The following is a 22,685-nucleotide window of genomic DNA, read 5'->3' on the forward strand; positions in this document are numbered from 1 at the left end:
GACACGCACATAGAACGCAATTTCGATCGACCGTGATCTTCCGCATACCTGCCGCAACCCAAGTCCGTACGGTGAACTCCATGCGGCTTCGGTACGGATTCCGCCTGTACCCGACGCCGGTCCAACGTGTCGCGTCGGCCAGGGCGTTCGGGTGCGCTCGCGTTGTGTTCAACGACGCGGTGCGCACCCGTGAGGACGCGCGGGCTGCGGGCAGGCCGTTCCCGAAGATGGCCGAGCTGTCCCGCAGTCTGATCACCCAGGCCGAACAGACGGTCGAGCGGCGCTGGCTCGGTGAGGTCTCTGCGGTGGTGCTGCAACAGTCCCTGCACGCTGCCGAGACGGCAGTCGATCCGGTTCACCTCGAGCGAAGTACCGGGCCGCCGCGTCAAGGGCCTGGCACGCACCCGACTGGCCAAGAGCGTCCACGATGCGGGCTGGTCCCAGTTCGTGGGCATGCTGGAATACAAAGCGAAACGGTACGGACGATCCTTCGTGAAAGTCGGCAGGTTCGAGCCCACCAGCCAGGTCTGCTCCACCTGTGGACACCGCGATGGTCCCGAACCTCCCCATGTGCGGGAATGGACCCGCACGGCCTGCGGCACCGTCCACGACCGGGACCACAATGCCGCGAAGAACGTGAGAACGGCCGCCGGACCGGCGGCGTCAGCCTGTGGAGCGCCGTTAAGACCAGATCCCGTTCTGGCACAGCGCGACGAAGCAGGAAGCCACGGAAGCCCGCCCGATGTCCATGCCGACTGAGCGGCACAGCATCGAGCGAGCAGGCGACAACTCCCTGTTTCAGGGAGAGCAGGTCAATTCAGCCCGATCGCGGCGCAGTCCGCCGCGTACGCCGGGGTGCAGATGTCCTTGACCGTGTAGACGCCGTCCGCGATCACGGTCTGCTTGATGTTGTCCCGCGTGAGGGCGACCACCGGCACGAGCCGCGCCGGGATGCTCTTCGTCGTCGGGCTGTCGACCGTGTCCCGGGTCAGCGCGTCGAACTGGATGTCCTTGCCCTTCACCTTGTCCACCGCCAGCTGCGCGGCGTCGGTGGCCTCGTCCAGGAACGACTTGTACACGGTCATGTACTGCGCGCCCGAGACCACCCGCTGCACCGCGTCCAGGTTCGCGTCCTGCCCGGTCACCGGCGGGACCTGGGTCGCGCCCGCCTCCTTCAACGCGTCGATGACCGCGCCCGCCATGCCGTCGTTCGCCGAGTAGACGGCGGCGATGTTGCCCAGCCCCATCGACTGGATCGTCTTCTTCATGTTCGCCCCGGCCACCGCGGGCGACCACTTGTCGGTGTCGAACTGCCGGACGATGTCGACCTGGCCCTGGAGTTCACCGAGCGCGCCCTTCTTGAGCAGGGCCGTGTTCGGGTCGGCGGGATCGCCGTTCATCATGACGACCTTGCTGCTCGCCGCCTTCGGTCCGAGCGCCTTGACGAGGGCGCGGGCCTGGACCTGGCCGACGAGTTCGTTGTCGTGGGAGACGTACGCGTCGACCGGCCCCTGGGCGAGGCGGTCGTACGCGATGACCGGTATCCCGGCGTCCTTGGCCTTCTGCACATCGGGCGCGACGGCCTTGGCGTCCAGCGCGTCCACCAGGATGACGTCGACCTTGCGGGCCACCATGTCCTGGAACTGCCGGCTCTGCGTGGCCGCGCTCGCCTCGGCGTTGGCGTAGACGACCTTGCCCTTGCCGTTCGTGAGGGTGGCGACCTCCTTCGCGATGATGGGGTGGTCGAACTTCTCGAAGCGCGCCGTCGTCGTGTCGGGCAGGAGCAGCCCCACCGTGATGTCGTCGCCCTTCGCCGAGGACGCGGAGCTGTCGTTTCCGCCGCCGCCGAGGACGCCGCACGCGGTGAGCGTGAGGGCCGAGGCCGCGGCGGTCACGGCAACGGCGAGACAGCGCAGGGGAGTTGTGTGGGGGGTCGGAGCGTTCACTGCAGGTGCCTTCCGGAATCAGGGAGCATCTGGGAACCCAGGTGGCGGAAGCAAACGCGGAACGCGGCAGAGCGTCAAGACGTCAGGACATCACGATAGTTGAGGCCCGGCGCCGCCGACGGCGAGGGAGTCGAGAGCGGCGAGGATGTCGGCGGGCTCGGCCCGCCGGGTGTAGTCGGTGTCCACGAAGGCCCAGCGGATGACGCCGTCGCGGTCGATGACGTACGTGGCGGGCAGCGGCAGGGTGCGGGCGTGGCCGCCGTTGACCCGCTGGAGGTCGAAGCCGAACGTGTCGTAGACGGCGGCCAGTTCGTCGGTCAGGTCGAAGGCGAGGCCGTAGCGCGCGGCGGTGTCCGAGCCGATATCGCTGAGCACGTCGAAGGCCAGCTCGTGCTTCTCGGCCAGGGTGAGGGACTCGTCGGGGATCTGCGGGGAGACGGCCACGAGGCGGGCGCCGCGCGCGGTGACGGCGTCGTGGTGCCGCTGGAGGGCGCGCAGGGCGAGGTTGCAGTACGGGCACCAGGCGCCGCGGTAGAAGGTCAGCACGACCGGCCCGGCGGCCAGCAGCTCGTCCAGGACGACGGTCTGGCCGGTCGCGGAGGGCAGGGTGAAGCGGGGTGCGTCGGCGCCCGTGGACAGTGCGCGGGCGGCCTGCCCGGACGCGGCGAGGTCCCGGGCCGCGCGCTCCATGACCTCCCGGTGCTCGGCCGGGAAGTCATGCGCTGAGCGGGACTCGAAGGAGGCACGCAGGGCGCGCAGTTCGGCGTCGAGAGTCATGGTGGTCGCCTTTCGTCCGGTGCCCGTCCCGGAAGATCACGGAAGATCTCGGAACGGACGTTCCAAGTTCGCTTCAGCCTAGCGGGCGACGGGCGTATCTTGGAACCCTCGTTTCAGGATGATGAGGGAACCATGCCGGACATCAAGCACTTCGACCCGGACACGGCCCTGGACACGGTGGTACGGCTGTTCTGGCGCCAGGGCGTCGCCGCCACCGGGATCCAGGACGTCGTGACCGCGACCGGCCTCAACCGCTCCAGCCTGTACGCGACCTTCGGCGGCAAGCAGGACCTCTACCTCGCCGCGCTGCGGCGCTACGTCGAGACCCACTCCGCACCGGCGTTCCGGGACCTCGCCGAGGACGGGCGAGGGCTGCCGGCCGTCGCCGCGTTCTACGCCGGACTGATCGAGGTGCGCTGCTCGGGGCCGTACGCCCGGTGGGGCTGCATGGTCGTCAACGCGCACGCCGGCGCCGAGAACGGCGACGCCGAGGTCCGCCGCGTCCTCGACGAACACCATCACCGGCTGCGGGGCGCCCTGCGCACCGCCCTGCGCACCGCCCGGACCCGGGGACAGCTGTCCCCGGAGACCGACCTCGACACCGCCGCCGAGCTGCTGGCCGTGCTCGCCTACGGGGTCAACCTGCGCTCCCGCGCCGGCGCCGCCCCCGCCGACCTGCACCGGACGGTGTCCGCAGCGCTGGCCCCCCTCGGCGCCGAGCACGCCTGAGAACCTGAAGCACAAACCCGCGAGCGGCTTACACCCGCACCCTCGGCGGGCAGAATCGAGGTATGCGGGTTCTCGTCGTCACCGCCGGTTCACGGGGAGACGTCGCACCGTTCACAGGGCTCGGACAACGGCTGCTCGCAGCCGGACACGAGGTCGCCGTAGCCGCCCACGCTCCCTTCGCGGCCCTGGTCGAGGCGTGCGGTCTCGCCTGCCGGGCGCTGCCGGGGGATCCGCAGGAGCTGATCCGCTCCCGGGGCCGGACGGTCTCCCCGGCCGAGGCCCGCGCGGTGATGACGACGTTCCTGGACGACCTGGCCTCGGGCGTGGTGGACGCCGTGGCGGGCGGTGCCGATCTGCTGCTGACCGCCTTCGGCCCGGCGGCGTTCAGCCGGGCGGCGGGAGAGGCGTTCGGCGTCCCGGTGCTCGGCACCTATCTCGCCCCGGCCTTCGCCACCAGGGAGTTCGCGCTGCCCGGCGCCGCGCCGGCCGACGCCGACCTGGGGCCGGAGGCCAACCTCGCCGCCGGCTGGGCGGTGCTGCGGCGCGGGGACCTGCTCTTCGCGGACGCCGCGACCCGGCTGCGCGACCGCCTCGGCCTGCCCGCCGGACGGCCGTCGGCACGGGCCGGCCCGTCGGCGCCGCTCACCCACCGCGGGCCGGTCCTGCACGGCTTCAGTCCGCTGGTGGTGCCGCGCCCCGCGGACTGGCCGTCCGGAGTCGGCGTCGCCGGCTACTGGTGGCCCGCCCGGCCCCGGGACTGGCGGCCGCCCGCCGAACTGGTCGACTTCCTCCAGGCCGGCCCGGCCCCGGTGTTCGTCGGCTTCGGCAGCATGACGCCCGCGGAGGGCGAGCGGCTCGGCGCCCTGGTGGCCGCCGCGGCGCGGCGGGCCGGGGTGCGCGCGGTGGTGCAGGCGGGGTGGGCCGGGCCGAGCGGAGCGGGCGACGACGTCCTGGCCGTCGGCGACCTTCCCCACGACTGGCTGTTCCCCCGCACGGCCGCCGTCGTCCACCACGCCGGGGCGGGCACCACCGGAGCCGGACTGCGGGCCGGGGTCCCCGCCGTCCCGGTCCCGTTCATGGCGGACCAGCCGTTCTGGGCGGCCCGCCTGCACCGGCTGGGCGTCGCCCCCCGGCCGCTGCCGTTCCCCGACCTCACCGCCGAGACCCTGGCCGCCGCGATCACGGCAGCCGCCGCCGAGCCGCTGCGCCGCCGCGCGGCGGCCATCGCCCGCCTGATGTCGACGGAGGACGGCGCGGGGACCGTCCTGACCCGCATCACCGAGGGCTTCGCCCCCTGACGTCCGGAGCCACGGCCTCCCGGGACCACGGTCTCCAGGCCCTGGGGGCCTCCCGCCCACGCCGCGCACCCCTCCGGCGCCCTCGGCCGCGGAGGGCGAGCGACCCCGGTCCGGGAAGAGCGGGCCCGTCGGCGAACGGCGGCCCCGGTCCCCGAAGACTTCTCCGGCCGGCGGAAGACCCCCGTGGCCGAAAGGCGCCTCCTGTCCGCGAAAGCCCCGTCAGCCCGCGCGGCGTCAGTCGGCCAGGGCGCCCATCGGGTCCCACGCGGGGAGCACGATCGGAGGTTCGTCCAGGGCGGCGGCCAGCTGCGGGGGCAGGGCGGAGCGACGGGCCGCGATCTCGAAGACGTGCTCGTCGAACCACGAGTCGTTCATGGTCCAAAAGCCCCGGTCGGCCTTCTCCTCGCCCCAGCTGTTCTCCACCCGCCAGCGGCGCGGGCCGCCGTCCACCACGTCGACGCCGGTGAACAGCATCGCGTGGGTCATCTGGGTGTCGTGGTGCAGCAGCCGGTCGGCCTTGTCCATGGTGAAGGGGGTGTCGTAGACCGCCGCGTAGTCGAAGAGTGCGGCGTCCCAGACACCCGCGTCCGAGCGCATCATCTTGGTCACGTCGCAGCCGAACCACACCGGCTCGCCGCCCGTGATCGACTCCATGGCCAGCCGCTTCAGCAGCTCCATCCCGACGTTGAGATAGACCACCGGCGGGCCGTCCACGACATTGCCCAGGTGCTCGACGGTGAAGGTGCGGCCGACCGGGCTCGACGGACGCGGGTCGTGCACCAGGCAGACGTACTCCTCCAGCGGAAGCTCCACGTAGGAGGCGGCGAACTCGGCCGGGGTGAGCCAGCCGTCGCGGTGGAACTCCTTGTCCTTGTCCTCCCACTGCCACAGGAACCGCTGCGGCGGCGTGCCGAGGTGGATGCCGAGCACGCGGTGGACGGCGGCCAGCACCTCCCGCTTGCGCTCCCGCTGCGCCTCGGCCCCCTCGCCGGCCAGCCCGCGCAGATCACGGGCGCCCTGGCGGAGCAGGGTCTTCAGGGCCCGGTTCATCGCCCGGGTCGCGGAGGAGCTGTGGGTCTCCGGCATGGCCGACTTCGGCACCAGACCGTGCTTGGCGATCAGCGCCACGAACATGTTCCACTGTCCGCCGTCGCTGATCGGGTCCTCCAGCAGATGCGCGACCGTACGGTCGTCGACCTCCCGGTCCGAGGTCTCGATGACCGCTTCCAGGAAGTGGTTCGCCCGCTCGAACTTGTCCCACCAGAGCAGGTGGTTCTGGGAGAACTCGAAGTCCTTCACGCCCAGCTTCCGCGCGGCCCCGACCCGCAGCAGATTGAGCCCGGCGAACATCCAACACCGGCCGCTCTGCTTCTGGTTGGTGACTTTCCAGTCGTCCAGGTGGTGGGAGACGGAGTGGTCGATGCCGGTCAGGATCCGCCGGTCCAGGGCGACGTCGTCCACCGACGTCTGGGTGACGGCGTTCTGCATCAGCCGGTTCACCGTCCGGGCGGCGAACTCCTTGTCGAAGGAATCGAGATGATCCGGTGTCAGGCTGCGGTCCATGCTCCTCACCGTCGCACGGCCGTTCACCCGCAGTCAACGGAATGTCGAACGCCGGACGACAATACGTGACGACCATGATCGACACGTGAGGCGTGTCACACTTCAGAAGGAGGGGGAAGGAAGAAGGCTGTCATGGCGGAGCAGCCCCGGCGACCGGCCGACCCCGGTGGTACCCACGCCGAGGGTCCCGGGAGATCCAGCGTCGGCCTCCCCAGCATCACCGAGTCCGCGCGCTACGCGCTCACGGAGATGGGGCCGAGGCGCGGCCTGCTGACGCTGCTGTCGGTGAACCAGACCGACGGCTTCGACTGCCCGAGCTGTGCCTGGGGCGAACCCGCCCCCGAGCACCGCAAAACGGCGGAGTTCTGCGAGAACGGCGTCAAGGCCGTCGCCTGGGAGGCGACGCGCAAGCGGGCCGACGCCGCCTTCTTCGCCGCGCACACCGTCGCCGAACTGCGCGAGCGGGACGGCCACTGGCTGGAGTCGCAGGGCCGGCTCGCCCAGCCGCTGCACCTCGCCCCCATCACCTGGGACGACGCCCTCGCGCTCACCGCCGCCCGGCTCCGCGAGCTGCCCGATCCGAACCGGGCCGTCTTCTACACCAGCGGCCGTACGAGCAACGAGGCGGCCTTCCTCTACCAGCTGCTGGCGCGCCGCCTCGGCACCAACAACCTGCCGGACTGCTCCAACATGTGCCACGAGTCCAGCGGCGCGGCCCTGACGGAGACGCTCGGCGCCGGCAAGGGCCTGATCGCGTACGACGACATCGCCGAACACGCCGACCTGATCATCGTCGTCGGCCAGAACCCGGGCACCTGCCACCCCCGTATGCTCACCGCGCTGGAGGCGGCCAAGCGGCGCGGCGCCCGCATCATCGCCGCCAACCCGCTGCCCGAGGCCGGCCTCGGCCGCTTCCGCAACCCGCAGACCGCGCGCGGACTGCTCGGCCCCGGCACCCGGCTCGCCGACCGCTGGCTGCCGGTGCGCGTCAACGGCGACCTCGCCCTGTTCGCGGGCCTGAACCGCGCCCTGACCGACCGCGAGGACGCCCGCCCCGGCACCGTCCTCGACCACGACTTCATCGACCGGTACTGCGAGGGCTTCGAGGCCGCCGTCGCCGCCTGGCGGGCCCTGGACTGGTCCCGGATCGAGGCGCTCAGCGGGCTGTCCCGCACCCGCATCGAGGCCTGCGCGGCCGACGTCCTCGACGCGGACCGGGTGATCGTCTGCTGGGCGATGGGCCTGACCCAGCACCGCAACGCGGTGGCGACCATCCGCGAGATCGTCGACTTCCTGCTGCTGCGCGGCAACATCGGCCGCCCCGGCGCCGGACCCGCCCCCGTCCGCGGGCACAGCAACGTCCAGGGCGACCGCACCATGGGCATCTGGGAACGGATGCCGGACGCGTTCCTCGACCGGCTCGGCGACGAGTTCGACTTCGACCCGCCCCGGGCCCACGGCCTGGACACCGTCGACGCGATCAGAGCCATGCGCGACGGCGAGGTCGACGTCTTCACCGGCCTCGGCGGCAACTTCGCCTCGGCCACTCCCGACACACGGGTCACCGAGGCCGCGCTGGCCAACTGCGCCCTCACCGTGCACATCGCGACCAAGCTGAACCGGTCCCACCTCTGCCATGGCACCGAGGCCCTGCTCCTGCCCTGCCTCGGCCGCACCGAGCGCGACCGGCAGGCGTCCGGCGAACAGTTCGTCACCGTCGAGGACACCATGGCGATGGTGCACGCCTCGCGCGGTCGGCTCCCGCCCGGCTCCCCGCACCTGCGCAGCGAGGTCGCGATCGTCGCCGGCCTCGGCCTCGCGCTCTTCGGCGACGGCCTGGGCTGGCGGGCCATGCGCGACGACTACGCCGTCATCCGCCGGCACATCGAACACGTCGTACCCGGCTTCCACGCCTTCGAGCAGCGCGTCCGGCAGCCCGGCGGCTTCATGCTGCCCCGCGCGCCCCGCGACTCCCGCACCTTTCCCACCGCCACCGGCAGGGCCCGCTTCACCGTCAACCCGCCGACGGCGGCCGACGTCCCGCCCGGCCATCTGCTGCTGACGACGGTGCGCTCGCACGACCAGTTCAACACCACCGTCTACGGCCTGGACGACCGCTACCGCGGCGTCTCCGGCACCCGCCGCGTCGTCTTCCTCAACCCCGACGACTTGGCCCAACTGCACCTCAACGACGGCGACTTGGTCGACCTGATCAGCGTCAACCCGGACGGCGAGCGCCGCGCCCCGGGCTTCCGCGCCGTCCGCTACCCGACCCCGCGCGGCTGCGCCGCCGCCTACTACCCCGAGACCAACGTCCTGGTCGCCCTGGACGCCACGGCCATCACGAGCAACACCCCGGCCTCGAAGTCGATCGTGATCCGCGTCGAGCCGGCGACGCCGGGCACGACCGCCTGACCGGACGTACAGGGCCGGGCGTACAGGGCCGGGCGTACAGGGCCGGACGTACGAGGCCGCCGCCTGCCGCGGATGCCAGGACCCCAGCCTGCCGTTACCGCGCCGCCGCCTGCCGTGGGTTCGGCTTCAGGACGGCGAAGACCGCGCCCGCCGGATCCGTCAGCCAGGCCACGCGGCCGACGTCGGGGATGTCCGACGGCGGCATCAGGACGGTGCCGCCGTTGTCCCGCACGGCCGCGACGGTCGCGTCCGCGTCGGACACCGCGAAGTACGGCACCCAGCGCGCCTCCTGGCCCTCCTGAAGCGGGGCCACGCCGCCGAAGGCGCCCTCCTGCTGGTCCCCGTCGGCGACGCTGAGCACGCGGTACGTCATGCCCGGCGCCGACATCTCCGCAGCCCGCCAGCCGAAGAGCCGGTGGTAGAAGGCGAGGGCCGCCTCCGGGTCGGGGACGTGCAGTTCCACCCACACCAGCGTGTTGTCCTGCGACGCCCGCTGCAGCCCCGTACCGGACTGGATCACGGCGAACTCGGCGCCCTGGGGGTCCGTGAGCTGGGCCATGGAGGCCTCGCCCATGGTGATGGGCTCGACCCGCACCGCACCGCCGGCCGAGGTCACGGCGTCGACGGTGGCCCGGATGCCGTCGGTCCGGAAGTACGTCACCCAGGCGGGGTCCGCGCTCTCCTCGGTGAGCCGGCCGGCGGCGGCCACCGTCGCGCCGTCCTGCTGGAAGAAGCCGTAACCGCCGGTGTCGGGGCCGGCGGAGGCGAAATGCCAGCCGAAGACGGCGCCGTAGAAGGCGGCGGTCCGGTCGAGGTCGGGACTGCCGAGGTCGAGCCAGACGGGTGACCCGGTGCGGAAGTCTGTGCCGAGCATGCGTTTCCTCCTGCCGATCCGGTGCGGAGCCGCCCGCCACTATGCCCACGGTCGCCGTACGGGACGGCGCACCGACCGGGTCGGCCGACGGGTTTCACCCGGGTGCCGAGGCCCGGCGGCGGGCCGGACCGCAGCACATGCCATCGGCGAAGAATCTGCGCAGGAGTGGCACACGGGCTGCACACAGCGTTTCGAAAGGCTCGTTAGCGTGTGGGATCGCTCGATCCCCCGTACGAGCGTGACCAGGCCGTGGTCCCGGTGACCGACGGCGCAGTCAACCCAGGAAGACCGCAGATGGACTACTGCTCCTCGTGCCGCCGGCACCTCAACGGTGCCCTGGTCTGTCCCGGGTGCGGCGCCTACGCCCCGGACATCGCCCCGCCCGGCACCGACGGGCACTCCGGCGCGTACGCCTCCGGCACCGCCTCCCCCCACATACCCTCCACCGCGCCTGCACCGGCACCGGCGCTCGACGACACCGCCTGGTACGACGGCGTGCCGGCCGCCGGCCCGGCCGAGTACGGCGCCGAGGCCACGGCGGGCGCGGCCGACGTCACGGACGCGCCCCGCGCCCCGCAGGGACGGGCGGCCCGGCGGCGGCAGCTGGCCCGCTGGAAGAAGAGCCAGCGCCGGGCCGTGGTGGCGACCGCCGTGGCACTCGTCGGGGGCGGTCTGGCCTTCTCCTCGATGGACCGCGGCTCCGGCGACCGCGCCCAGGCGGCCACCGCACCGGACAACCGCAGCATGGGCCTCGGCGAGGAACAACCCGCCTCGCCCACCCCGCCGGCGTCCTCGACACCGCCCCCGTCCGCCCCACGCCACGCGGCACCCACCACCTCCGGCGCATCCACCGGGTCCACGGCCCAGGCCCCGGCCGGGTACAGCTACGTACCCCAGCAGCAGTCCCACACCTCCGCGCCCCACACGGCGCGATCGGCGACCCGCCCGGACAGCGTCCCCACGACGCCCCGCCCGACGGGCACATCGGCCCCGAACACCGGAACCTCCACCAACTCCTCGACGAGAACGGGCAGTTCAACGTCTTCGACGCCGACCCCGCCCCCCACCACGAGCACGGCCCCGAGCACCCCTTCGAACTCCTCGGGCTCCTCGGGCTCCTCCTCGTCCTCTTCGTCCTCCAACCAGCTCTGCCTGGTCGTGATCTGCCTGGGCGGATCCTGACCCCGCAGCGGGCCCCCGGTGATCGGCTACGCTGCGCGTCCGACGACCGGGGGAGAGAGAACATGCTGATCAAGCGCACAACCATCGCCGGTACGGCACTGCTGCTGGCCGCCCTCACCGCGTGCGGCGGCCACACGGGCACCGCCCAGGCGGCCGGGAGCGGCGCCGCGCCGACCCCGGTGCCGGTCACGGGCCTGCGGGACACCGTCCGCCACGTCACCCGGCAGACCACCCGCGCCACCCGGCCCCACCTGGTCCGGTCCTGCACGACGAGGACCCACCGGGTCCGCCACTCCACCCGCACCGGCACGGGCAGCAGGCGCCGCACCCGCACCTGGTACACCACCGATCACTACCAGGACTGCCACACGGTCCGGCACGGCACCGACACCTACCGGCGCGTGATCCGCCCCGAGCGCTGGTGCGTCCGCCTCGACGACGTGAACGGCAACCGCAGGCGCGACGACGTCTGGTACCAGGTCACCCACGTCGACTACGACACGGCCTCCACCGCCGCCGACCACACCCGCCTGCGCTTCGTCCCGCTGGTCCCGGACGACGGTTGTTGAACAGAGCACTGGCTGCCGCGTCACAGCGGCGATCAGAGTTCCGGCTTCTCCTCGCGAGCGCGGTGCATCCACTCCAACGGACCGCGCCGCAAGGCCTCTTCGGCGAGCCACTTGGCAGAAGCCGTCTTCAACGAGGCGAGGGAGGTGTCGATCCACGCCTGCGTGTGCCGGTTGCCCTGCTCACGGTATTCGACGGCCTGCAGGAGACATTCCAGCTTGTCCGCGTCCCGGGCACATACCGATTCCGCCGAATCCCGCGCCTCGTACCCAGCCACGGCGCTGCCCACGACATCGGCCAGTGGCCCTGGCAGCGCCGCCGTCTGGTCCCCGGTGACTTCGGTGTTGGACGCTGCCTTCAGGTACCGCTTGCCGAGGTGGGGAATGTCAGTGGTGCGGGTCTCCTGGCTGTCGTGGAAGAAAGCCAGGAATGCGGCACGCTGCGGATCGGCACCCTCCAGCGCCGCGATGGCCGACGCGATGACCGCGGTTCGGTGGGAGTGATCGGCGATGCTCTCCGGGTCGGGGACCCCGGCAATGACCCAACCGGTGCGCTTGTAACGCTTCAGGAGGCCGATTTCGTAGAAGAAGTCCACAATCCGCACGTCGCTCTCTGCCATGAATCTCCTTGTCCAGCCATGGTCGGCTACATCCGCCCGCAGTCGTCCGGGGGCGCGTCCTCGGCTCGGTCAAGGCAGCGGTCAGGTAGGCAGATGCCACCGAGGGCCATCAGGGCTGCCCAGCCACACGACCTGATCCCACTCTGTGACGGACATACCGAAGGCAGTTTGATCCGGTGCGCCCGCCTCCTGCCACACTTGGAGCGAGGCCTCGACTTGGTCCCACAGGTGCAGGGGCCCGTCCTGGTGAACCGTCCATCCGCTGCCGTCAGGCTCGATCCAAGCCTGCGAGCCGGTTGCCACATCGACCAGCGCAATGCTGCTGTCTGTGCGGATCAACTCGGCTGAGGGGGCGGCAAGTTGTGCGACGAACAGCCCAGTCCAGTCGTCCACGACATCGGGGGCCATCTGTACGGGCCGGGTGCTGCCAGGATGCTGGTAGAAGGTGGGTCGGGGTGGCCGTTCATGAGGCCGGGCGAGCATATAGGAGACCTGGTCACCGGTGAACCGGCCTTGAGCCATGCCGTCGTCAGCAAGATCGAGCCGGATCAGTCCGGCGCCGAGCATCCAGCCGCTGATGGTGCTGATGATGCTGCCCTGGTCCCGGATCTGCCACAGCCACGACGCCGGGATGGAGCGAACGGCGCATGTGGCGATCACGGTGTCGTAGTCCGCGCCATCCTGGTGTCCGCGAAGGCCGTCTGCAACAACGAGGTTGGGTGAGCAACCGGCTGATCGAAGGTGATGCGCGGCGGTTGCGGCTAGTTCCTCGTCGCACTCGATCGAGTACACGGATTTGTCCCCGAGCCGGTGGCACAGGACCGCCGTGGAGTACCCGGTTCCTGTGCCGATTTCGAGGACCTTGTCGCCGTCGCGGAGGTCGGCAATCTCAAGCATGCGGACGACCAGGGACGGCAGAGTGCTGGATGACGTGGGACGTCCAGTGATGGGGCCGGAGGCCTGATCGGCGTGGACGCCTTCGACCTGGGTCACCCAAGTGGTGTCCGAATAGACCATGTGGAGCCACTCGTCTTCGTCGATCCCCGCACGGTTGGCCGGCACCCACTGGGTGCCGTCAGGGCGGTAGACGACATCGCCCAGGAACAGTTCACGGGGCACCTCTTCGACCGCTGAGCGCAAGGCTGCGTCGGCGAGTTGGCCGTGGGAGACGAGTTCATCGGCGAGGCTGCCGCGGAGGGCCGAGCTGGTCGTCATCGGTGGTCCCGATCCGGTTGCTGGAGCTGGTCTGCGATGGCATTGACGATCGGGCTGGTGATGGGGTCCGGAAACCAGGCGAACTGGCCGTTCGGGTTGCACTCGTACCAGTGCCATGCGCCGGTGCCGTCGAGGCCGAAGTCGAAGGCACCGAAGGCCAGGTTGAACCGCTCAAGGTAGTTGTGCGCTGCCTTCACCACGTGCGGCGGTGTTTCGATGAGCGTGTAGCTGACATCGTCGTAGTGGCGGCGCCAGTCAAGCCCTGGTGATCCGTCGATCCGTACGGCGAACAGGCTGTTGCCGACCGCCGTGAGTCGTACGTCCGCGACCTTGGTCACGCGCTCCTGGAGAAGGTGCATGGTGCGGGCCACACCGTCGTCCAGGTCCTCCGGGGCGACCTCTTCGACCCACACGGTCAGTCCCCGGCCGTCTTCATCCGCGTACTCGCTGTTGTAGAGCGGCTTGTAGACCACGGGACCGTGCTCGCGTACGAACTTCCGAGCCTCGGCCACGTGATTCGTGAGCAGCGTCGGCGGGACGGTGAATCCGCACGCTGCCGCTGCCGCGAGTTGAGCAGGCTTGTACTCCGCAGCTCGGTTCGACCACGGATGGTTGACGTAGTGCGCGCCCGTGAGGGAGGCGAGGATGCCACCGAGCCCGTACCGGGCCTGCTCCGCGCACCAGCGAGCGTCGGCACCGGACAGCCCGCCTGGCGCCCCGTACGGGCGGGGGCGACGCCAGTACACCGAGCGCACGCCGTCCAGTGCCGTGCCCCGCGTTACGGTCCGCAGTGTTCCACTGAGTCCCGAGTCGCCCACATGTGCTGTCACGGCGACAGCGTCTGGGAAGTCACCCGGGTCGAGCCGGACCACCGGAACCTGACGCCTGCCCAGCTCCTCGATGACGAGGTCGGCAGTCAGGTCGTCCAACTGTGTGACAACGAGAACCGGCGACGTGGTCAATCGGTGTCTCCTTGCTGATCGCTACCCTCGTCCGTGTTGCCGTCCAGGCTCGTCCTCGGCTTCGTCTCCGTGTTCGTCTCGCTCCGCTTGTGCCGGTCCATGGTCGGCAGCCGGAGACCGTCCGTCCCGATCAGCTGGGCGGTCTGCGTGTCCGGATCGAGCACCATCGGTGCCGATTTCAGGACGGCTGCTTCCGGGTACGGCTTCATCCGCGACAGCCCCCACGGTCGCACCACAGGCATCGTCACCGTAGATCTTCTCCTCGTCGCGTTCTGTGATCAATTTGGTGGCTCGCGGAGCGTGCCTTCCTCGGTGCAGCCGGTCGAGGAGAACATCGGCATCATCGTCTGCATATCCGTCATATCCGTCACTTGTGCACCCCGGACGCGTGGTCGCGGATCTCCGTGGCGTGCCGCGCGGCCTTCGTGATGTCCCCGGCGTCCCTGGCCGTACCGAGCTGCCGCCAGTTCGCGGAGCAGATCACGCAGCCTGGAGCGGGCACGCAGTCCAGCAGCCATGCGTTGGCTCCCACCGGAAGGTCGATCGGCCGTTCCTGAGTGGTCTTCGTCCGTGCCATGGATGCTCCCCGACGCTCTGCGTGACACCGGTTACGACAGTAGGAACCCGGGAATGGGCCGGTCCACGGAGTTGCACGTGGTTGCACGCAGCCCCTCGCACGCTTGACGCCCTGGCCAGGCAGCCGTGACCCTCGTGCAACCGGAAGCAACCGACTCGACATGAGGAGGGGCAATGCATCTACGGTTCGTCGGGAAAGACCCGGAATCCGGAGATCACGGCTGCCCGGCCGTATGGGTGGACGAGGAAACTCAGGATCTCGTCATCCAGGGCACCAGGGCCGACGCCGGCACCGTCGCCCGAACCGTTCAGGACAGCCCGCTCCCTGACCATGAGGGCGTGATCCGGCTGCCGCAGCGCATGATCCCGCTGCTGAGGGAGGCACTTGATGGCGCAAAGCCTGAGTAGCTTCTCCGACCTTCTCAGGTCGGTAGAACACACCGCCGTCCACCTTGAGATGCGGGACGTCTACACCGCACCCAACGAGGATGAGGGGTTCACGGCGTGGAAGCGGGGCCGCCGACTCGACCCGGCCGATCGCGAGTCGTGGTGGCGCCCCTGGCTCGATCTGGTTCAGGAGGTGACCTCGCAGGGCGTTACTGTGCGCCGGGCACGGATCGTCTCGGAGCCGGTGAGCGAGTACATCCGGTACGAGCACTCGTTCACGTTCACTAATGTCGCCGCAGGTGAGGAGGTCCGCTGGCTTCCGAGGCGGCTCGCGTCGGATCTCGCGCTGCCGGGCAACGACTTCTGGCTGTTCGACGGGCGGCTCATCCAGTTCAACGTCTTCGACGGCGACGGGCGTTGGGTACAAACCGACCAGACCGACGAGCCGGCCGTGGCCCGGCTGTGCGCCAGAGCGTTCGATGCCGTCTGGGAGCGGGCCGTCCCGCACGAGAAGTACGCCATCTGATAGGCCCGGTACGTCAGTTCATGCCCACATCGCCACTTTCCACCGCCCAGGCCGCACGTATGGCCATCGCCGTCCGCCTGGACGAGATCAGGAGGGACGCAGGGCTGACCGGGCATGAACTGGCTCATCGGTGCGGCTGGCACAAGTCGAAGGCGTCCCGCATCGCCCGCGCCAAGACCGCTCCGTCCGATGCCGACATACGCGCATGGTGCCGGGCGTGCGACGCCGAGGATCAGGCGGCGGATCTGATCGCTGCGTCTCGCACAGCCGAATCCATGTACGTCCAGTGGCGGCAGATCCACCGCGACGGCATGCGACGCGTCCACGAGAAGACCCTTCCGCTCTACCAGCGGACCACGCATTTCCGCGTCTACGCCTCGAACGTGGTCCCCGGCATGCTCCAGACCGCCGCGTACGCGACAGGACTCCTGCGTTCGATCACAACCTTCCAGGCCACCCCCGACGATGTGGCAGACGCCGTCCAGGCGCGGCTGCACCGCTCCCGCGTCGTCCACAAGGGCAACCACCAGTTCGCCCTCCTGCTCGAAGAGGCAGTGCTCTACTACCAGGTCTGCGATGCTCCGGCGATGGCCGAGCAGCTCCGTTACCTGCTGGACGTCATGTCCAGGCCCAACGTGTCCCTCGGGATCATTCCCTTCACGGCCCGCCGCACCGTGTGGCCGCTCGAAGCGTTCTACGCCTTCGACAACGCCCAGGTGGCAGTCGAGACTCTGACGGCTGAGGTCAACATCACGGCACCCGGCGAGATTCGCACCTACCTCAAGGCGTTCGCCGAACTGTCCGCGATCGCGGTTCATGGCCCAGATGTGAGACGGCGGATTGTAAGAGCCATGGAGTCCCTGGACTGAGGCCTCGCATGATCACCGATCAAGGGAGGAGCGGCGGTCCCGAGATCTCAATGCGGTCAGTCGGCGGACTCCCCGTTCTCAGGCGCATCGGTGGGCGAGGGAGCTCCGGGTACGGCGATGACAAACACGCCCTTGCCCTGAACACCCTGAACGACTCCCTCGGTAGCGAGTAGTTCTATGGCGGACTTGATGGTGCGACGGCTGACCGCCCCGCCTGTCTCTTGTTCCAGTTCGTAGTGAGAAGGGATGCGGCGGCCAACCGGGATCTCCCCGCGTCGAATGCGCTCACGCAAGGCGGATGCCAGCTGCACATACATCGGGGTGATGCTGTCCCGGTCGATCTCAATCATGACCAGGAGCGTAAAAGGCCAACTCAGGTCAGGATAGGGCGGGCTATCACGTCATGGGACGTTCCAAGACGTACTAAGTAGCGGTACAGTCACATCACGTGAAGACCCCCGCGACGGGTGGAGCCGTCCGGGGGCGTGGCCACCGACCACATGGAGGTTGATGACGATGAGCATTATCCACGCATTCCTACGATGGGCCCTGGGCCTGCTGGCACCCGGCACCGGCTGCCGCCGGGCCAGCACAGGCCCCACCACACCGGCACTCGCATGGCGACCCGAGACGCCCCGCACGACCGCCCCGGCGCTTCCCGCCCACCGCTCGCCCTACGGCCTGCACACATCCCTCGACGGCGAAGCGACGGCCATGGTCCGCCCGTACCTCCTCGCGGTCGAGCGGGAGCGGGAGCGCGCGCAGCAGTACCGGCGCCGTGTCGCCCTGGTCCTGGCCGCCGACTTCGGGATCGGCCTCGACCGGCACGTCGTCGGCGCGGAGGCGGTGGCCTGATGGACGCGAATCCCGAGCGCCCCGAGGCGGAGCCGGGCGGACGGCGCCCGGTGCGGATGTGCGTCCGCTGCAACGGCACCACCGACCAGCCGGTCGTCGTCTCCGAGGTGCACGCCAACACCGGGCCCGGCTTCAACGTGTACGCCTGCCCGGACTGCGCGACGCACTTCCCACCCCAGCCGGACGTGCTCGTCCTGCTGCCCCGCTCCTGCCGTGCGGGGGACGAGCCGTGAGCGCCCCCACCACGACGGGCGCGTCGGCGCGGTCGGCCGAGTGCACGCTCGCCACGCGCAGCGGGTACGAAGACCTGCACGCCCGGTGCCGTCAGACCACGGACGTCCCCCTGCCTCACAGCACAGGCCTGCTGTTGGTGCACCGCTGCCGCTGTGCCTGTCACCGGCGGGGAAGTCCCCTCACCCCTCCCCCCTGATCGCCGACTCCACCGCCGCCACCCGGTCCGCCAGCAGGCCGAGGGCGGCGACGGCGCGGGTCAGGGGGTCGTCCTCGGGGCCGCCGAGTGCGCGGGCCCGTACATAGGCCGATTTCACCTCGGCCCAGCGTGCGGACTGGTCCTCGCTCAACTCGCCCCGCAGCTCCGCCAGTTTCAGGAGGCTGGCCTCGGCGCCCGTGGTGAGGGTCTGGGCCTCGGCCGTGTAGTGGTCGTGGACGACGGCCTCGCGTTCGGCGTCGTTCATGACGGGGCGCAGACGCTGAGCGATCTTGTTCATGTCGCGGTAGGAGCCCTGGAGGCGGAACGGGGGTTCCGTGCGGGCGGCCTCGGACTGGGCGGCGGAGGCGATGTAGGCGGCGTTCACGGCCAGGACCGTGTCGCGGACGGTGAGAGCGTGCCGCAACAGCCGTACGACGCCGTCGAGTTCGGAGGCCGGGAGAGGGTGTGTGAGGTGGTCGGCGTGAGCCGTCGGGTCGCCGGACGCCAGCCGGACCAGCTGGTCCAGGTCGGCCCGGTCGCGGGCGGCGAGCGGGGCGAGGACCGGGTTGGCGGTGAGGGCGTTCTCCAGGAAGCTGAGCGCGAAGACGTCCTCCTTGCCGGTGAGGACGTCGCCGAGGTTCCACACGTCGGCCCGGTTGGCGAGCATGTCGGGGATGCGGAAGCGCTCGCCGGACTCGGTGTACGGGTTGCCGGCCATGCACACCGCGAACCGCTTGCCCCGCAGATCGTAGGTGCGCGGCTCGCCGTCCCGCACGCCCTCGACCCGGCGCGTGGCGTCGCACAGCGGGATGAACTTCTGGAGCAGCTCGGACGAGGTGTGCTGGATGTCGTCCAGGTAGAGCAACGTGTTGTTGCCCGCCGACAGAGCGAAGTTGATCTTCTCGATCTCGTGCCGGGCCGTCGCGTTCGGGGCGTCGGCCGGGTCGAGCGAGGTGACCGTGTGGCCGAGCGCGGGACCGCTGACCTTGACCAGCATCAGGCCGAGCCGGTCGGCGACGTACTCCATGAGCGTCGTCTTGCCGTAGCCGGGCGGGGAGACGAGGAGGAGCAGGCCGCCGGTGTCGGTGCGCTTCGTCTCGCCGGTGGTGCCGAGCTGGCGGGCCAGGCTGTCGCCGATCAGGGGGAGGTAGACCTCGTCGACGAGGCGGCCCCGGACGAAGGCCGACATGACGCGGGGGCGGTGGTCGTCCAGTCGGAGCCGGTCGCGTTCGGCCGCCACCAGGGCCGTACGGCGGCGCTGGTAGGCGCGGAAGGCGGTGACCTCCGTGGCCGTGAAGCGGGATGTGCGGGACAGGAACTCGTCCACACGCACGGTCAGTTGGCCGGCCGTCACGCGCGGGTGCGCGCCGAGCAGGCCCGCCGCCGTGGCCGTGAGCGGGGCGTCGCCGTCGTAGCGGGGCAGGGCGGGGCACAGCTCGGCGGCCACCGCCTCCGCCAGTTCGCCGGGGCCGGTCTCGGTGCCGGTCGCGGCGGCGTACGCGCCGAGCCAGGCCGCCACCACCTGCCGGCGGGCGGCGAGATCCGTCAGCCCTTCCAGGTCGGCACGGTAACTCCCGTCCGCGTGACGGAACTTCTCCAGCAGGGTGCGGGCCGCGACCCCGAGCACGAAACCCTCCGGGCCACAGGTCAGCTCCTCGAAAAGGTACGCGGCGGCCGGGCCGGCGGGCCCGGAACCGTCCCAGTCCCCGATCGCCGCCGCCAGCTCCCGCTCCAGCTCGCCGACCGCCGGTACGGCACCGAAGGTGTCCCGGGCGCGGGCCAGCGACACCGCCCGCCGGGTCCAGGCCGTGCGGGCCTCGTCCGTCGTGCCGTGCGCCCAGAACAGCTGGGCGGCGGCGCGGGCGGCCGGCTCGTGGCGCAGGGTCCCGGCGCCCTCGTGCAGGGGCAGCAGCACACGCAGCAAGACCGTCGCGTCGTGGTCGTGGACACCGCGCTCGTACCCCTCGTCGTACGACTCCTGCGCCGCCCGGCGCACCAGGTCCGGCAGGTCGTCGGCGGCGGCGAGGGCGGCCGGGCCGTGCTCGGCGAGCAGCCGGGCGGCCAGGTACTCGGCGCGGTACACCTCCGGTGACTCGGAGGGCAGCAGGCGCTCCCAGTAGGGGCGGTACGCCGCGAAGTCGGGGTCGGTGACGGGGGCACGGTAGTCCGTGCCGGTCACCGCGAAGGCGAGGGCGTCGCCGTGCGGGACGAGGGTGAGGTCGAGCGGCTGGGTGTTGACGGCGAAGCGGTGGCCGCCGAGCAGCAGGGTGCGGCCGTCGTCCGCGTACAGGTCGGTGCGGTCGCGCAGGGCGCGGGCCGCCTCCTGGCGGGCGGACTTCAGGCGCCCGTCCAGCTCCTCGGCGCGCACGCTGTCGCCGAGGCCGCACAGCTCGTCCGCGGTGCGGCGGACCTTGCCGACCAGCGGGTCGGAGGCGAAGTAGGTGGTGACCGCCTCCGTGTCGGCCAGTGTGGCCGCGCGGCGGGTGATCGTCTCCAGCATGCGCCCGGCCGAGACGGCGAGCTGTTCGGCGCGGCGGGCGCGGGCGTCGGCGAGGGACTGCTTGCGCGCGGCGAAGGCCTCGTAGACCTCGGCGCGCCGGTCGGCCAGTTCGGTGAGGAAGTCGTCGAACTCGGCGAACCGGCCGTCCAGGTCCTCCAACCGGCCGAGTACAGCGGTGAGTTGGTCGTCGCACGCCTCCGGGGTGGCGCAGGCGCCGAGCGCGGCGGTGACGGCTTGGGCGAGCAGGGCGGTCTCGGCGGCGAACTCGGCGCGCCCCTCGCTGTCCTGGAGGGCGCGGCGGCGGACGTCGAGGGTGGCCCGGGCCCGGTTGACGCCGCCCAGCACGTCGGCGATCCGCTCCAGTACGGCGGTGCGGACGGTGGCGTCGGCGATGTCGAGGCCGGTGACGACCTCGGTGACCGTGCGCAGTCCGTCGGCGAGGTCGTCGAGGCGGGCGGCGACGGGCGCGGCCGCGGCGACGGTCGGGGCGGCGGACGCGTCGGCGACGAGCCGCTCGACCTCCTCGCGCTGCCCGGTGAAGGCGTCCTCGCGGGCCAGGAACGACACCGCGCGCCGGCCGAACGCGGCGAGGTCGTCCTCGGCGGCGGACGCCAGGTCCGCCAGCCGGGCGGCATCGACGTGGCGCAGCTCCCGCAGGGTGAGCAGGTGGCCGTGTGCGTGCCGCAGTTCGGTCAGTCCGCGCACCCAGACGGCGGCCTCGCGCGGGGCCTCGCCGCGCAGCCGGCGCACGACGGCGGCGATCCGCTCGGCGGCCTCGTCCAGCGCCCCGGCGGCCTGCCGGGTCAGCTCCTGGACGGTCTCGAACTCGGCCAGCACCTGCTCGGCGGTGTCCCGCACCTCGTCCAACGGATCCGCGAGATCACCGAGTTCGGGATCGGCGAGCCAGTGGTGGGTGTCGGCGGCGCGCACGCAGGCGGCGGCCAGCGCCCGGTAGCCCGCGCCGGTCTCGATCCCGTCGGCGACCAGCCGGGCCACCGACAGGCAGTCGGCGAGCCCGCGCACGAGGTCGGCGTTGCCGACGCGGGCGAGCGGCCCGGTGCCGGTGCGCAGGGCGGCGGCGTGGGTGTCGGAGACGTACGGCGAGGTCCACCACTGGAGGGGGTGGGTGTGCGCGGGTTCGTCGGCGCCGGCGCGCAGCACGGCGAGGGCGCCGTCGGCGAACAGCGCCCAGCCCCGGCACGGCAGCGGTGTCTCCACCTCCTTGCGCAGGGTGTTGTACGGCAGCAGCAGCGTGCGGCCGCCGGCCCGGTCGCGGAACGCGTACAGCACGTCCTCGCCGTTCGGCGCGCGCACCTCGCGTTCGAACTCCAGCCCCTGTACGTCGAGTTCGTACGTCTTGTGACCGCCGCCGGCCAGGCAGTAGCCGCCCGGGAAGACGATGCCCTGCTCCTCGGGGAGCAGGCGGCAGGCCTGCCCGATGCCGTCGAGGCGGACCACCGTACGGGTCAGGGTGTCGAAGACCAGGTGGCGGTCGGCGTCCTCCTTGTACGGCCGCACGCGCAGCAGCACCAGCGGGCCGGCCTGGGCGTGCGCGACGGCCGCGTCGGCGAGGGACTGGAGCGGTTCGCGCACCGGCTCCGTGTGCAGCGGTTCCCCCTCCGGGGTGCGCACGACGAGGCTGCCGCCGACGGTCGTGACCCCGAGGCCGCCGGGGACGGCCACGTAGGGGTCGCGGCCGAGGACGTGGTCCTCGCGGCTGGTCTGCGTCCAGGTGACGTCCTGGCCGGGCGGGAAGACGTCGTCGCGGTCGCCGCGCGCGTCCAGGAACGCCGCCCGGCCGTCGTCGGCGAGGCTCCAGCGCAGGACGCGCACGTCGTCGGCCTTCTCGCCGGTGCGGAACACCGCGAGGAGCCGGCCGTCGACCCGGCGCAGCCGCAGCAGGCGGGCCTCGCGGTAGTAGCGGTGCAGAGCCGTGAACTCCCGTACGAACGCCGGGTCGTCGAGCAGTCCGGGCACGGCGTCCTGCGGCAGGCGCTCGCCGCCGCGGTCGTACAGCCCGAGGACGTCGGCGACGGACGCCTCGGTGCCGTCGGCCGTCCGGCCGGTGCCGCCGAAGAGGAGGACGTCGCCGACGGCCACGATGTCGCTCGGCAGGCACGGGTGACCGGTGCCGAGGCGGGCTGTGGTCGCCAGCTCCACCCGGGCCGAGCCGAACTCGTCGGCTCGGCGGGTGTTCAGCGTCTCCGCCCTGCGGGCCAGCTCGGCGGCGTGGGCGGTGAGGCGGTCGCGGAGGAGGTCGTAGGTGCCGGCGTCGACGGTGCCGGTTGCCATGGCGGATGTTTCCCTTCAGGGCCGTGCGGCTACGGGCTCGGGGGGCAGGTCGTAGGCCGAGTGCGGCTGCTTCGTGGCTTGTCGCGCAGTTCCCCGCGCCCCT

Annotated in this window: 21 protein-coding genes and 1 pseudogene; 11 read left to right on the plus strand and 11 right to left on the minus strand. The window is 71.4% G+C overall.

What is annotated here, in order from left to right:
• The first annotated feature begins 80 nt into the window (after positions 1-80).
• Positions 81-759, plus strand: a pseudogene (locus BIV25_RS47715) (RNA-guided endonuclease InsQ/TnpB family protein).
• A 53-nt stretch (positions 760-812) separates the two neighbouring features.
• On the opposite strand, the gene BIV25_RS28330 reads toward BIV25_RS47715, so the two are convergent.
• Together BIV25_RS28330 and BIV25_RS28335 are read right to left on the minus strand one after the other, a co-directional pair.
• Positions 813-1,946, minus strand: coding sequence for a sugar ABC transporter substrate-binding protein (locus BIV25_RS28330; protein WP_371273070.1), 1,134 nt, complete (start codon positions 1,944-1,946; stop codon positions 813-815).
• 90 nt (positions 1,947-2,036) lie between these two features.
• Positions 2,037-2,723 (minus strand): peroxiredoxin-like family protein, encoded by a 687-nt coding sequence (locus BIV25_RS28335; RefSeq protein WP_071375275.1) that lies wholly within the window; start codon positions 2,721-2,723, stop codon positions 2,037-2,039.
• 132 nt (positions 2,724-2,855) lie between these two features.
• Between BIV25_RS28335 and BIV25_RS28340 the strand changes: the two genes are divergently transcribed.
• Positions 2,856-3,452 (plus strand): TetR/AcrR family transcriptional regulator, encoded by a 597-nt coding sequence (locus BIV25_RS28340; RefSeq protein WP_071375276.1) that lies wholly within the window; start codon positions 2,856-2,858, stop codon positions 3,450-3,452.
• Positions 3,453-3,514: 62 nt separating this feature from the next.
• Positions 3,515-4,750 (plus strand): glycosyltransferase, encoded by a 1,236-nt coding sequence (locus tag BIV25_RS28345; protein WP_071375277.1) that lies wholly within the window; start codon positions 3,515-3,517, stop codon positions 4,748-4,750.
• Positions 4,751-4,984: 234 nt separating this feature from the next.
• Here the strand turns inward: BIV25_RS28345 and BIV25_RS28350 are convergent, their stop codons facing one another.
• Complete coding sequence (locus BIV25_RS28350; protein ID WP_071375278.1) at positions 4,985-6,313, minus strand: aminopeptidase C; 1,329 nt, start codon at positions 6,311-6,313, stop codon at positions 4,985-4,987.
• A gap of 132 nt (positions 6,314-6,445) precedes the next feature.
• Between BIV25_RS28350 and BIV25_RS28355 the strand changes: the two genes are divergently transcribed.
• Positions 6,446-8,728 (plus strand): FdhF/YdeP family oxidoreductase, encoded by a 2,283-nt coding sequence (locus tag BIV25_RS28355; protein ID WP_071375279.1) that lies wholly within the window; start codon positions 6,446-6,448, stop codon positions 8,726-8,728.
• A 94-nt stretch (positions 8,729-8,822) separates the two neighbouring features.
• On the opposite strand, the gene BIV25_RS28360 is transcribed toward BIV25_RS28355, so the two are convergent.
• Positions 8,823-9,602 (minus strand): VOC family protein, encoded by a 780-nt coding sequence (locus tag BIV25_RS28360; protein ID WP_071375280.1) that lies wholly within the window; start codon positions 9,600-9,602, stop codon positions 8,823-8,825.
• Positions 9,603-9,896: 294 nt separating this feature from the next.
• Between BIV25_RS28360 and BIV25_RS28365 the strand changes: the two genes are divergently transcribed.
• A complete protein-coding gene (locus BIV25_RS28365; RefSeq protein WP_071375281.1) occupies positions 9,897-10,784 on the plus strand; it encodes a hypothetical protein in 888 nt (295 codons plus the stop codon).
• Between the two features lie 62 nt (positions 10,785-10,846).
• Positions 10,847-11,353, plus strand: a complete 507-nt coding sequence (locus BIV25_RS28370) for a hypothetical protein (protein WP_071375282.1) — start codon at positions 10,847-10,849, stop codon at positions 11,351-11,353.
• A 32-nt stretch (positions 11,354-11,385) separates the two neighbouring features.
• Here BIV25_RS28370 and BIV25_RS28375 read toward each other — a convergent pair whose 3' ends face one another.
• The 5 genes from BIV25_RS28375 to BIV25_RS28395 all read right to left on the minus strand — a co-directional run bounded on the left by BIV25_RS28375 (position 11,386) and on the right by BIV25_RS28395 (position 14,724).
• Positions 11,386-11,970, minus strand: a complete 585-nt coding sequence (locus BIV25_RS28375) for an HD family hydrolase (RefSeq protein WP_071375283.1) — start codon at positions 11,968-11,970, stop codon at positions 11,386-11,388.
• A gap of 81 nt (positions 11,971-12,051) precedes the next feature.
• Positions 12,052-13,185, minus strand: a complete 1,134-nt coding sequence (tgmC, locus tag BIV25_RS28380) for an ATP-grasp peptide maturase system methyltransferase (RefSeq protein ID WP_071375284.1) — start codon at positions 13,183-13,185, stop codon at positions 12,052-12,054.
• Positions 13,182-14,147, minus strand: coding sequence for an ATP-grasp ribosomal peptide maturase (tgmB, locus tag BIV25_RS28385; protein WP_071375285.1), 966 nt, complete (start codon positions 14,145-14,147; stop codon positions 13,182-13,184). Before tgmB ends, tgmC begins: the two co-directional genes overlap by 4 nt.
• Entirely contained in the window at positions 14,144-14,389 is a 246-nt protein-coding gene (gene tgmA / locus BIV25_RS28390) for a putative ATP-grasp-modified RiPP (protein WP_071375325.1), read from the minus strand. Before tgmA ends, tgmB begins: the two co-directional genes overlap by 4 nt.
• Before the next feature lie 125 nt (positions 14,390-14,514).
• The gene (locus BIV25_RS28395; protein ID WP_071375286.1) at positions 14,515-14,724 is read right to left on the minus strand and encodes a hypothetical protein; all 210 of its coding nucleotides are present in this window, start codon (positions 14,722-14,724) and stop codon (positions 14,515-14,517) included.
• Between the two features lie 173 nt (positions 14,725-14,897).
• On the opposite strand from BIV25_RS28395, the gene BIV25_RS28400 reads away from it, so the two are divergent.
• Genes BIV25_RS28400 through BIV25_RS28410 form a run of 3 tightly spaced genes read left to right on the plus strand, consistent with a single transcriptional unit; the run spans position 14,898 to position 16,505 of the window.
• The gene (locus tag BIV25_RS28400) at positions 14,898-15,131 is read left to right on the plus strand and encodes a hypothetical protein (protein WP_071375287.1); all 234 of its coding nucleotides are present in this window, start codon (positions 14,898-14,900) and stop codon (positions 15,129-15,131) included.
• Positions 15,112-15,636: a DUF6879 family protein gene (locus tag BIV25_RS28405; RefSeq protein WP_071375288.1), complete on the plus strand. Its 525-nt coding sequence runs from the start codon at positions 15,112-15,114 to the stop codon at positions 15,634-15,636. Before BIV25_RS28400 ends, BIV25_RS28405 begins: the two co-directional genes overlap by 20 nt.
• A 20-nt stretch (positions 15,637-15,656) precedes the next feature.
• Positions 15,657-16,505 carry a helix-turn-helix transcriptional regulator gene (locus tag BIV25_RS28410; RefSeq protein ID WP_071375289.1) on the plus strand — a complete coding sequence of 283 codons (849 nt, stop codon included), beginning with the start codon at positions 15,657-15,659 and terminating at the stop codon, positions 16,503-16,505.
• 56 nt (positions 16,506-16,561) lie between these two features.
• On the opposite strand, the gene BIV25_RS28415 is transcribed toward BIV25_RS28410, so the two are convergent.
• A complete protein-coding gene (locus tag BIV25_RS28415) occupies positions 16,562-16,855 on the minus strand; it encodes a GntR family transcriptional regulator (RefSeq protein ID WP_071375290.1) in 294 nt (97 codons plus the stop codon).
• A 160-nt stretch (positions 16,856-17,015) separates the two neighbouring features.
• Here BIV25_RS28415 and BIV25_RS28420 point away from each other — a divergent pair, with 160 nt between their 5' ends.
• Positions 17,016-17,360 (plus strand): hypothetical protein, encoded by a 345-nt coding sequence (locus BIV25_RS28420; RefSeq protein ID WP_071375291.1) that lies wholly within the window; start codon positions 17,016-17,018, stop codon positions 17,358-17,360.
• Entirely contained in the window at positions 17,360-17,593 is a 234-nt protein-coding gene (locus BIV25_RS28425) for a hypothetical protein (protein ID WP_071375292.1), read from the plus strand. Before BIV25_RS28420 ends, BIV25_RS28425 begins: the two co-directional genes overlap by 1 nt.
• 180 nt (positions 17,594-17,773) lie before the next feature.
• Here BIV25_RS28425 and BIV25_RS28430 read toward each other — a convergent pair whose 3' ends face one another.
• The gene (locus BIV25_RS28430) at positions 17,774-22,582 is read right to left on the minus strand and encodes a DNA repair ATPase (RefSeq protein WP_071375293.1); all 4,809 of its coding nucleotides are present in this window, start codon (positions 22,580-22,582) and stop codon (positions 17,774-17,776) included.
• Positions 22,583-22,685 lie beyond the last annotated feature (103 nt).

The sequence above is a fragment of the Streptomyces sp. MUSC 14 genome (assembly GCF_001866675.1).
Taxonomy (GTDB): Bacteria; Actinomycetota; Actinomycetes; order Streptomycetales; family Streptomycetaceae; genus Streptomyces.